Source organism: Arthrobacter agilis (genome assembly GCF_002953615.1).
GTDB classification, from domain to species: Bacteria; Actinomycetota; Actinomycetes; order Actinomycetales; family Micrococcaceae; genus Arthrobacter_D; species Arthrobacter_D agilis_B.
In genome coordinates this window covers 1,623,497-1,633,982 of sequence record NZ_CP024915.1, presented here as the reverse complement: position 1 = coordinate 1,633,982, position 10,486 = coordinate 1,623,497, and the positions used below count along the sequence as shown (strand labels likewise).

9 protein-coding genes are annotated in these 10,486 nt (G+C 70.3%); 6 read left to right on the top strand and 3 right to left on the bottom strand.

Features of this window, described 5'->3' with window-relative positions; translation table 11 throughout:
* Positions 1-112 precede the first annotated feature (112 nt).
* The 5 genes from CVO76_RS07815 to secA all read left to right on the top strand — a co-directional run bounded on the left by CVO76_RS07815 (position 113) and on the right by secA (position 7,980).
* Entirely contained in the window at positions 113-1,849 is a 1,737-nt protein-coding gene (locus tag CVO76_RS07815) for an LpqB family beta-propeller domain-containing protein (protein WP_208741564.1), read from the top strand.
* A gap of 115 nt (positions 1,850-1,964) precedes the next feature.
* Positions 1,965-2,930, top strand: coding sequence for a ComF family protein (locus CVO76_RS07810; protein WP_208741563.1), 966 nt, complete (start codon positions 1,965-1,967; stop codon positions 2,928-2,930).
* Between the two features lie 169 nt (positions 2,931-3,099).
* Complete coding sequence (gene hpf, locus CVO76_RS07805) at positions 3,100-3,846, top strand: ribosome hibernation-promoting factor, HPF/YfiA family (RefSeq protein WP_208741562.1); 747 nt, start codon at positions 3,100-3,102, stop codon at positions 3,844-3,846.
* A 92-nt stretch (positions 3,847-3,938) separates the two neighbouring features.
* A complete protein-coding gene (locus tag CVO76_RS07800) occupies positions 3,939-5,150 on the top strand; it encodes a winged helix-turn-helix domain-containing protein (RefSeq protein ID WP_208741561.1) in 1,212 nt (403 codons plus the stop codon).
* Positions 5,151-5,271: 121 nt separating this feature from the next.
* The gene (gene secA / locus CVO76_RS07795) at positions 5,272-7,980 is read left to right on the top strand and encodes a preprotein translocase subunit SecA (protein ID WP_208741560.1); all 2,709 of its coding nucleotides are present in this window, start codon (positions 5,272-5,274) and stop codon (positions 7,978-7,980) included.
* Here the strand turns inward: secA and CVO76_RS07790 are convergent, their stop codons facing one another.
* Together CVO76_RS07790 and CVO76_RS07785 are read right to left on the bottom strand one after the other, a co-directional pair.
* Positions 7,981-8,547, bottom strand: a complete 567-nt coding sequence (locus CVO76_RS07790) for an Rv3235 family protein (protein WP_208741559.1) — start codon at positions 8,545-8,547, stop codon at positions 7,981-7,983.
* A 113-nt stretch (positions 8,548-8,660) separates the two neighbouring features.
* The gene (locus CVO76_RS07785; protein ID WP_208741558.1) at positions 8,661-9,482 is read right to left on the bottom strand and encodes a LysM peptidoglycan-binding domain-containing protein; all 822 of its coding nucleotides are present in this window, start codon (positions 9,480-9,482) and stop codon (positions 8,661-8,663) included.
* Positions 9,483-9,606: 124 nt separating this feature from the next.
* Between CVO76_RS07785 and CVO76_RS07780 the strand changes: the two genes are divergently transcribed.
* Positions 9,607-10,167, top strand: a complete 561-nt coding sequence (locus CVO76_RS07780) for a hypothetical protein (RefSeq protein ID WP_208741557.1) — start codon at positions 9,607-9,609, stop codon at positions 10,165-10,167.
* A gap of 76 nt (positions 10,168-10,243) precedes the next feature.
* Here CVO76_RS07780 and CVO76_RS07775 read toward each other — a convergent pair whose 3' ends face one another.
* Positions 10,244-10,471 carry a helix-turn-helix domain-containing protein gene (locus tag CVO76_RS07775; RefSeq protein WP_133080930.1) on the bottom strand — a complete coding sequence of 76 codons (228 nt, stop codon included), beginning with the start codon at positions 10,469-10,471 and terminating at the stop codon, positions 10,244-10,246.
* Between the last annotated feature and the right edge of the window lie 15 nt (positions 10,472-10,486).

Below are 10,486 nucleotides of genomic sequence, written 5' to 3'. Positions count from 1 at the left end.
GTGCCCGTCGCCCGCCCGCCCCGCGCCCTTCCCGCCGGTGGCGCCATGGACACGGCCCCGGCAGAGGATGCCGGGAGCGGAACGAGGGAGAGCAGTGCCAGGAACTAGCACGATGACACGGAACCGGCCCGGCCGTCGGCCCGGTGGCCCGGGTGTGCCGGCGCGGGTCCTCGCCGCACTGCTCGCGCTGTGCTTCCTGCTGGTGGCGGGCTGCTCGGCCATCCCCACGCAAGGACCGGTCGGCGTGATACCGGCGGCCGAGGGTGAGCCGGACGCCGTCGCACCCGCCTTCGATCCGCAGGGTCCCGCGTCCGGCGCGACGCCCGAGCGGATCCTCCGTGACTTCATCACCGCGGGCACGGGTGCGGGCGACGGCTACAGCGTGGCCCGCCAGTACCTGACGCCGGAACTCGAGAAGACCTGGAAGCCCGAGGAGCGGATCGTCCTCTTCCGGTCCGACCCCCGCGTGGAGAAGCGCGAAGCCGAAGGCGTCTACCAGATCCAGCTGGAGACGACAGGCACGGTGGACGGCCGGGGGCTGCGGACCAACAGTGCCGTCCCGGCGACCGAGACGCTGGGCGTGCGCATGGTCCAGGTCAACGGGGAGTGGCGGATCGGTGAGATCCCCGACGGGATCATGCTCGCCCAGAGCAGTGCCCAGGACCTCCTGATCTCGCACGACCTGTACTTCTACAGCAGCAACTACCGCTTCTGGGTGCCCGATGCGCGGTGGTTCGTCCGCAGGACCGGCGTGACCGCGAGGATCGTGGGCGCCATGCTGGCCGGCCCTGCTCCCTACCTGCAGGGCTCGGTGACCAGTGCGTTCCCCGAAGGGGTCACGCTCGCCCGGGACTCCGTCCCGATCACCTCCGGCAGGGCCTCGGTCGAGCTCTCGTCCGAGGTCCTCGAGAACGCCACCGACCTCGGCCTGCAGCAGATGAACCAGCAGCTGCAGGTCAATCTGCTGGGCCTCAACGACGTCACCTCCGTGGAGATGACCAGCGGACGGCCCATCGAGCTCGGGGCGACCTCCGCGGACCTGGTCGTCCCCGAGCTGACCCCCGACGTCGGCGGCGAGCAGGTCGGTATCGCCGGTGGCGAGCTGGTGCGGGTCCGCAACGGCGCCGTCGTACCGATCGAGGGACTGCCCTCCGTCGCCGGGCTCCAGCCCCGTGACCCGGCGGCATCGGTCTCCGGAAGTGCCTACGCCTTCGTGAACGCGGACAGGACCACCCTGTACGTCACCGCTCCGGGCAGCCAGGCACGCAGCGTCGGCAAGGGCAGCGCCCTGACGCAGCCCTCCTTCGACCCGGAGAACTGGGTGTGGACCACCAGGGCCGTCGCGGGACGCCGTGAGGTCATCGCCATCCCGCCGGGTGGGACCGAAGCGAACGCCTCCGTCCTGGCCGCCGGCTGGCTCGGCGACCGGACCGTGGAGGAGCTGCGCGTGTCGCGGGACGGGTCCCGCGCGCTGGTCGTCACCGAGCGGGGCGGAACCAGTGAGGTACTGCTGGCCGGCATCATCCGCTCCACCGAGGGCGTGCCGCAATCGCTCACCACGCCGCTCACGCTGCCGACCGACGGGACCGTCGACACGGCGAAGTGGGCCGGCCAGAGCACGATCGTCGCGTCGTCGACCGGCGCGGACGAGGAGGCCACCCCGGTCATCCTCCAGCTCGACGGCGAGCAGGAGACCATGGCCGCACTCGACGGGGTCCTCGGCATCAGCGCGGGCTCCGACGCTGAGGACACCTTCTACGCGCAGGCCGGCAGCACCCTCTACCGGCGCATCGGCAACAGCTGGGTGGACGAGCAGCTCCAGGTGCTCGACCCAGCCTTCCCGGGGTAGGGCCTTCCCCGGGGTAGGGCCTTCCCCGGGGTAGGTCCGGCTCCCCCCGGGGAGGGATGTCCACATAGCGGGAACCGGCCTTCGCCCGCCGGCGCCGGGGTGATGGCATGGGCCCATGCGAGCTGCCGTCCTCTCCCCGGTCCTGGACAGGCTCGTCTTCGGACGGACCTGCCGGCGGCTCGCCCGCGCCGTGTCCGCCTTCGGTGCCCTGCTCCTGCCGTCGTCGTGCGTGCTCTGCGGCGCGTGGGACACGTCGCTGTGCGGCGGGTGCCTCGCGGCGTTCCGCAGGGCGACGGCGCGTCCCTTCCGCGCCGACGACGGCGCGGAGTCGCTCCCGGACGTCGAGCTGGGCGCGCCGGGGGAGAACGGGCGCCTGCTGCCCGGGCCGAGCCACGGACCGCTGCCCGTACTCGCCGCTGGCCGGTACGGCCGTGCCGTGTCGGTGGTCCTGCTGGCCTACAAGAACCACGGCCACGTCGACCTGGCCGCACCCGTCGGGGCAGCCCTCGCGGGCGTCCTCCACGAAGCGGCCCGTGCCTTCCGGGTCCCGGAGCCTGCCGGGGCGCAGCCCGTCCTGGTCGTCCCGGTGCCGACCCGCCCGTCGTCCCGACGGCGGCGCGGCTACGATCCGCTGATGCTCCTCCTGTCCAGGCTCGACCGTGCGGGACACCTGCCCGCCTCCGCGGTCCTCGCCCCCTGCCTGCGGCAGGTCCCGCAGTTCGCGAGGTTCGCGGCCACCGTCGGACAGGGCGGGATCCCCTCCCTCCCGGCGGCGCTCGCAGGGGTGCGGTCGGGGTGGGGCGGCGGGCAGAAGGGCCTCGGCCGACGGCGGCGCCGTACGAATGTGCTGCACACGATGGAGCTGCCCGCACGCAGCCGGGGTGCCCTGGCCGGGAGGGACTGCATCATCGTCGACGACGTGCTCACCACGGGTGCGACCATCGGGGAGGTCCACCGTGTACTGGTGCTCTCCGGGGCGCGCGTGCTCGGCGCGGCCGTCATCGCCGCCACGTCCTCGCCGGTCGGGGACGCCGCCCGACGCGTGCAGGTGCCCCCGGCCGTGCCACCGATGGTGTCCTGAGAGGCGGCCGTCAAGCCACCGCAAGTTTCGGAGCACCAAGGGATGAATAACGGACAGTCGTGAACTACCGTGAAGTACGGGTACCAGACAGTGACGACACGTACCCGTCGGCGGTGGCTATGCATCTCGCCAGGCCGCCGTCGTGTCACCTAGTGATGTGGAGGGCACCATGGAATTTGTGATCAATGGTCGGAACCTGGCGGTATCGGACCGTTTCCGTGAGTACGCGACGGAGAAGATCGACAAGATAGAGCAGCTCGGCGACAAGGTACAGCGCGTCGACGCGAAGATCACCAAGGAACCCAGCGCACGCATGGCGGACACCTCGCTCACGGTCGAGCTGACCGTCCTCTGCAAGGGCCCGGTCATCCGGGCCGAGGCCTCCGCCGCCGACAAGTTCGCCGCCTTCGATCTCGCCTACGGGAAGCTCCTGGAGCGCCTGCGCCGGGCCCGCGACCGGCGGAAGGTCCACCACGGCCGGCACACGCCCGTGGCCGTCAGAGTGGCCACGGCCGACCTCGAACCGGCGGATCCCGCGCAGCCCATCTATCTCGAGACGCCGGTGATCGAGCCGACCTCGCACGAGCCCGTTCCCCAGCCCGCGACCGAGCCCGAGGACGTCGACGCCTACTCCACGCCGGACGACGTCCCTGCCGGCGACTCTCCCGTGCTGATCCGCCGCAAGGTCTTCTCGGGTACTCCCATGACGCTCGATGACGCGGTCGACAACATGGAACTGGTCGGCCACGCCTTCTACCTCTTCGTCGACTCGGCGACGGGCGCACCGTCCGTGGTCTACCGGCGGCAGGGCTGGACCTACGGCGTCATCACCCTCGATTCGAAGTGCGCCGAGGGGACCGAGGAACCCCATGAGGAACTCCTCGCCTACCGGGCGAAGGAAGCAGCGTCAGCCTAGGAACGACCACCCCCGCGCCGGCTCCCGCCGGTCGCGACGACCGATACGGAACTGCCCCCGCCCTGCGCGGGGGCAGTTCCATGCAGGAGCCCATGCCGAACCTCACCACCGCACAGGCCCGGCGCATCGTCCTCGCCGCCCAGGGCCTGCACCGCCCCCGTCTCCGGGCGCCGTCGTCCCGCCGCGCCGTGAACTCCGCCGTCCAGCGCCTGCAGGTCCTCCAGATCGACTCGGTGAACGTCCTCGCCCGATCGCACTACCTGCCCCTGTTCTCTCGCCTCGGCTCCTACGACCGCAAGGACCTGGAAGACCTCTACTCCACGGGACCCCGCACGCTGGTCGAGTACTGGGCGCATGAGGCGAGCCTCGTTCCCCCGGCGTTGTTCCCACACCTGCGGGTATGGCAGCGGCGCACCTGGATGGGAGCGGCCGGCGTGCCGGACGCACTGCGCCAAGCTCTCGAAGCCGCCATCCGCGAGCTCCTCGACGAGGGGACGCCGCTTCCCGCCTCGGAGATCCAGCGACTCCTCGGAGCGGATACGACACGTCCCGAGGACGGCTGGGGGTGGCGGTGGACCGCAGCGAAGCGGGTCCTCGAGGATCTCTTCGCGCGGGGCGAGGTGGGATCGGCGGGACGGACGGCCCAGTTCGAACGCCTCTACGCGCCCATCACCCAGGTGCTTCCCGATGCGTCTCTCGCCACGGCGGGACCGGACCGGACCGACGCCCTCGCCGTCCTGGCCGAGCGCGCGCTGGGAGCCCTCGGCGTCGCACCCGCCCGCTCGGTCGCCGACTACTTCCGGACACCGGTCCGGGAGACACGGGCCGTCCTCGACGGGCTCGCGGGCGCCGGTGTCGTGGAGACCGTCGTCGTCGACGGAGGGACGGAACCCTGGTACCTGCACCCGGCGGCGGCCCTGCCCCGCCAGGCCAGGGGCAGGGCGCTCCTGAGCCCGTTCGATTCCCTCGTCTTCGAGCGCGACCGGCTCCACAGGCTCTTCGACGTCCACTACCGCATCGAGATCTACACCCCGGCGGAGCGGCGCATCCACGGCTACTACGTGCTGCCCTTCCTGCTCCGCGACACCATCGCAGCCCGGGTGGACCTCAAGGCCGACCGGACAACAAAGCGCCTGCTGGTCCGGGCCAGCCACGTCGAACCCGGCGCCCCCGGGGACACCGCCGCCGAGCTGGCCGACGAACTGCGCCTGCTCGCGCAGTGGCTGGGCCTGGTCGAGGTTGTCGTGGAGGATCGCGGGAACCTCGCGCCATCACTCGCCGCTCAGGTCGGCACGCTACTCTGAGCGGACACGCGGTCCCGCGCCGCCGGGCAGGGACGCAGGGAACGGGATCGGGATCCCGAACGTCCCTCACGTAGACTAGATACGCCATCTTTGGGCAGCATCAGATTGGGAGCAGATACCAGTGCCATCACTTCTTGAACGAGTACTACGCACCGGCGATAAGAAGACACTGAAGCGACTCCGCAACTATGCCGACGCGATCAATGTCCTGGAGGACGAATTCCGCGGGATGACCGACGCAGAGTTGCGCGGTGAGACCGATCGGCTGAAGAAGCGCCACGCGGACGGCGCCACCCTCGACGAGCTGCTGCCGGAAGCCTTCGCCGCCGTGCGCGAGGCGTCGAGCCGCACACTCGGGCTCCGCCACTTCGACGTCCAGCTGATGGGCGGAGCCGCCCTCCACCTGGGGAACATCGCCGAGATGAAGACCGGAGAGGGCAAGACCCTCGTGGCGACCGCCCCGGCCTACCTCAATGCGCTCACCGGCAAGGGCGTCCACGTGGTCACCGTCAACGACTACCTGGCCGAGTACCAGTCGGACCTCATGGGCCGCGTCTACCGGTTCCTCGGGCTGACCAGCGGCTGCATCCTGTCCAAGCAGGATCCGGCCACCCGCCGGGAGCAGTACGCGGCGGACATCACGTACGGCACGAACAACGAGTTCGGGTTCGACTACCTGCGCGACAACATGGCATGGAGCGCCGCGGAGCTGGTGCAGCGCGGCCACAACTTCGCGATCGTCGACGAGGTCGACTCGATCCTGATCGACGAGGCCCGCACGCCCCTGATCATCAGCGGTCAGGCCTCCGGCGACGTGAACCGCTGGTACAACGAGTTCGCGAAGGTCGTCCAGAAGCTCTCCGTCGACACCGATTACGAGGTCGACGAGAAGAAGCGCACCGTGGGCGTCCTCGAGGACGGCATCGAGAAGGTCGAGGACTACCTCGGCATCTCCAACCTCTACGAGTCCGCGAACACGCCGCTGATCGGGTTCCTGAACAATGCCATCAAGGCCAAGGAGCTCTTCAAGCGCGACAAGGACTACGTGGTCCTCAACGGCGAGGTCATGATCGTCGACGAGCACACCGGACGCATCCTCGCCGGCCGGCGCTACAACGAAGGCATGCACCAGGCCATCGAGGCGAAGGAGGGCGTGGAGATCAAGGCGGAGAACCAGACCCTCGCGACAGTCACGCTGCAGAACTACTTCCGCCTCTACGACAAGCTCTCCGGCATGACCGGAACGGCCGAGACCGAAGCAGCCGAGTTCATGTCCACCTACAAGCTCGGTGTGGTGCCCATCCCCACGAACAAGGACATGGCACGCAAGGACCTGTCCGACCTCATCTACAAGAACGAGGTCGCCAAGTTCGACGCCGTCGTGAAGGACATCGTCGAGCGCCACGAGAGCGGACAGCCGGTCCTGGTCGGTACGACGAGCGTCGAGAAGAGCGAGTACCTGTCCAAGCAGCTCGCGAAAGCGGGCGTCCGCCACGAGGTGCTGAACGCGAAGAACCACGCGCGCGAAGCCGCGATCATCGCGCAGGCCGGCCGCAAGGGTGCCGTCACCGTGGCCACGAACATGGCAGGCCGCGGCACCGACATCATGCTGGGCGGCAATGCCGAGTTCAACGCCGTGGCGGCCCTCGAGAAGCTGGGGCTCGATCCCGCGGACAACCCCGAGGAGTACGAGGCCAAGTGGCCCGACGCCCTCGAAGCCGCGAAGGGAGCGGTCAAGGCCGAACAGGACGAGGTCCGCGAGCTGGGCGGCCTGTACGTGCTCGGTACGGAGCGGCACGAGTCGCGCCGCATCGACAACCAGTTGCGCGGACGGTCCGGACGCCAGGGCGACCCCGGCCGGTCACGCTTCTACCTGTCGCTGACGGACGACCTCATGCGGCTGTTCAACTCCGGAGGCGCCGAGCGCATCATGAACAGCGCCACCATGCCCGACGACGTCGCCCTCGAGTCGAAGCTGGTATCCAAGGCGATCGAGAACGCGCAGGGCCAGGTCGAGGGCCGCAATGCCGAGCAGCGCAAGAACGTCCTGAAGTACGACGACGTCCTGAACCGCCAGCGCGAAGCGATCTACGGCGACCGCCGGCGGATCCTCGAGGGCGGCGACCTCAAGGAGAAGGTCCAGTTCTTCCTCGAGGACGTCATCACCGCGATGGTCGACGAGGCGACGGAACAGGGCCACGGCGACGACTGGGACTACGAGGTCCTGTGGACGAACCTCAGGACGCTGTACCCCATCACGCTGACCGCCGACGAGGTCATCGAGGAAGCGGGCGGCAAGTCGAAGCTGACGCGCGACTTCCTCCACGACGAGATCCTCTCCGATGCCAAGCTGGCCTACCAGGCGCGTGAGGAGGCCCTCGGCGAGCAGACGATGCGGGAGCTCGAGCGCCGCGTGGTCCTCTCGGTGATCGGCAGGAAGTGGCAGGAGCACCTCTACGAGATGGATTACCTCAAGGAGGGCATCGGCCTCCGCGCGATGGCCCAGCGCGACCCGCTGGTCGAGTACCAGCGCGAGGGATTCATCCTGTTCCAGGCCATGATGGAGTCGATCCGCGAGGAGAGCATCGGGTACCTGTTCAACCTGGACGTCGAGGTCTCCGCCCCCGCGCAGACCGGGCTCCCGGGGGTCACCGACGGACGCGGCGTCGTCCAGGCTCCGACCATCAAGGCCGCGGGGCTCGACGCACCGGCGAAGCCGGCCACCCTCAACTTCACGGCGCCCAATGCGCAGGGCGACGCCGAGATACACGTGGAGCGCAACAAGACGCAGCCGGCTGCGGCGGGCGGCAAGAAGGCCCGGAAGAAATAGTCAGCCGATCTCCAAGGCGGTCACCCGCCACGCCCCGCGCCGTAGCTCTATCCGAAGAGCGACGGCGCGGACGCGTTTCTGGTCGAAGGCGACCACCGACGCCTCGAAGACGCCCGGACCGACCGGACATACCCTCGCCGAGCGGACGACGATGTGCCGGTGTGCGCTCGCCGCGGGCAGGCCCGCAGGGGACGCCGGTGCAATGCCCACGCATCGGACCAGATTCGTCCTCAGCTGCAGCCGTTCGTAGTTCTCCTGATCGAGCCACCGCGCCATCTGCTGCAGCGGGCGTGATCCGCCGAGCACCTCGAGGGCGCCCTGGGCGACGGACCGGGCGATGCCCGAGATCCTGCGGGACAGCTCCTGGTCCTCAGCGGAGACTCGGTCGCTGCGGGCAGAAGGACCACCGGGGAACGAATCGGGCGCGGTCCCGATCCCGGGCCGCAGGGGTATCACGGGAGCCGGCACCGCGGGCTGTCCCGGCGGTGTGAGGAGCGGACGCGGAGCTCCGCTGACCTGGGCGAGCTGCGCTGTCGGACTGCGGTGGAGCTGGGTCGTAGCGGGCATGGCGGATCCTTTCCTCGGACGGGTACCAGGACGTGCTGATCGACCGGCCGTGCGTCGCCGGGACGGGCGGCTGATCCGGGCCGGCCGTGCCGCGATGGCCGATGCGGCGGAGTTCACGGGAACGGGGCGTGCAGGACCTGGCCGGGCAGAAGGAGCGATGGATCGTCCCCGATGACCGAACGGTTCGCGGCGAACCAGCCCGGCCAGGCTTCTGCGACGTCCGCCGCGGTCGCGAGCGGTCCGAGCCTGGCCGCGACGATCGACCAGAGCGAGTCCCCGGGTGCGACGACGACCTCGGCCGCGCCGACCGGCGCCCTCGTCGCCGGTCGGACCAGGAGGCTCCCGTCGGCCGGCATCGGCGCCGGCTCCCAGCCCGGTGGGACCGGGGACCCGGGTGGCTGCCCCGTCTGCTGCCCGTCCGCGACGGCGGGGGAGGGAGTCGGCACCCAGTAGGGCGAGATCCCGCGCTCGGTGTCGCCCTCGGCGTCGCCTCGGGTGTCGCCTCGGGTGTCGCCTCGGGTGTCGGTGCCGAGCAAGGAAGCCGCAGGAGGTGCGCCGGTCCCCGTCGGCCCGCCGACGTCGGACGCCGTGCCGCCCGGTGCTGCAGAGGCCATGGCAGGCAGCGCGAGGAGATTGATGCCGAGCAGGACGGCCGCGAGACGGCGCATGACCGGGGGAGCGCATCCCGCAGCGAGGTCCGCGGCGGCCGGCCGGCCGTGCCGGCGCAGGAGTTCGGCCAGGACGGCGGCTCCGAGCGCGAGCACCCACCATGCGAGGATGGCCGTCCCGAGCGCGGCCAGGCCGATCCCGAGCGTACTCTCCAGCCCGGGGCGGCCCGACGCCGGCCGGGTCCGGAGCAGAACCGAACCGGCGCCGGCCAGCACCAGGCCGCACACGAGGATGACGCCTGCCTGGACGGCTGCGGAGGTCTTCATCGGCTCGATCCCTTCCTCGTTCGTGTCAGTTTGATACAGTTTGGTGCTGTTTGTCTACAACTGATTCTCTGGATGTTCAGTGCTGAAGGTTGACCCCTGCAGCACTGCGACCTACCGTGGGGCGATGCGCTGGGATGCCCTGTTCGCCGACCTCGAATCGCAACTGCACGCGGTGGCCTCCGCCCAGCAGGAGAGCGAGATCCGTGAACGCACGCGCGGGGAGCAGGCCCGCCTGACACTGGTGCAGCGCCTGTCGGGGCAGGTCGGGCGACAGGTCGGTGTCTCCACGCGAGGAGGCCGCTCGGTCACCGGGGTCCTCACGAATGTCGGCGCGCAATGGCTCGCCCTGGCCGTGGAGGGACGGTCGGTCGTCGTGCCGCTGCCCGCCCTGCGGACCGTCCGGGCGTCCGGCCGTGCGGTCGGCCAGCCCCTGTCGGGGATCGAGGCAAAGCTCGGGCTGGGGCCGGTGCTGCGCGCCCTGTCCCGGGACAGGGCGCAGGTGGCACTGTGGGTGACGTCCGCGGATTCCGGCTGCTTCGGCGTGATCGACCGGGTGGGCTCGGACTTCCTGGAGTTGGCGCTGATCCCGCGTGGGGACGAACGACGCGCCGCAGAGGTCCGCGAGGTGCTGACGGTGCCCTTCAGCTCCATCGACACGCTCGAGTCGGAGTCGTCCATCGAGTAGCGGCGCGCCCGTTGCCGGCACGACACGCGGAAGGCCCTGCGGCCGGTGGTCCCGTCCCCGTCGTGGGGGGAGGAGATCAGGCGAGCGGAGTGCTCCCCGCCTCGCTCCTCAGCGCCGACGCGGTCCTCTCGTACGCCTGCGCGATGTACTCCTCGAGGACGCGCGTCTCCACGCGCCACTGGCCCCGCCCCCCGACCTGGATCGCGGGCAGTTCACCGGACCGGACAAGGGCGTATGTCTGGGACGCACTGATGTTGAGCACCTCGCCCACATCGGCGAGGGTGAGGAAACGCCGCTCGGCCACGGGTCCGCCTTTCCT

Excerpts from the sequence above, each read along its gene's own strand:
- CVO76_RS07815 (WP_208741564.1), top strand. The coding sequence starts at position 113 with ATGACACGGAACCGGCCCGGCCGTCGGCCCGGTGGCCCGGGTGTGCCG.
- CVO76_RS07810 (WP_208741563.1), top strand. The coding sequence starts at position 1,965 with ATGCGAGCTGCCGTCCTCTCCCCGGTCCTGGACAGGCTCGTCTTCGGA.
- hpf (WP_208741562.1), top strand. The coding sequence starts at position 3,100 with ATGGAATTTGTGATCAATGGTCGGAACCTGGCGGTATCGGACCGTTTC.
- CVO76_RS07800 (WP_208741561.1), top strand. The coding sequence starts at position 3,939 with ATGCCGAACCTCACCACCGCACAGGCCCGGCGCATCGTCCTCGCCGCC.
- CVO76_RS07790 (WP_208741559.1), bottom strand. The coding sequence starts at position 8,547 with ATGCCCGCTACGACCCAGCTCCACCGCAGTCCGACAGCGCAGCTCGCC.
- CVO76_RS07785 (WP_208741558.1), bottom strand. The coding sequence starts at position 9,482 with ATGAAGACCTCCGCAGCCGTCCAGGCAGGCGTCATCCTCGTGTGCGGC.
- CVO76_RS07780 (WP_208741557.1), top strand. The coding sequence starts at position 9,607 with ATGCGCTGGGATGCCCTGTTCGCCGACCTCGAATCGCAACTGCACGCG.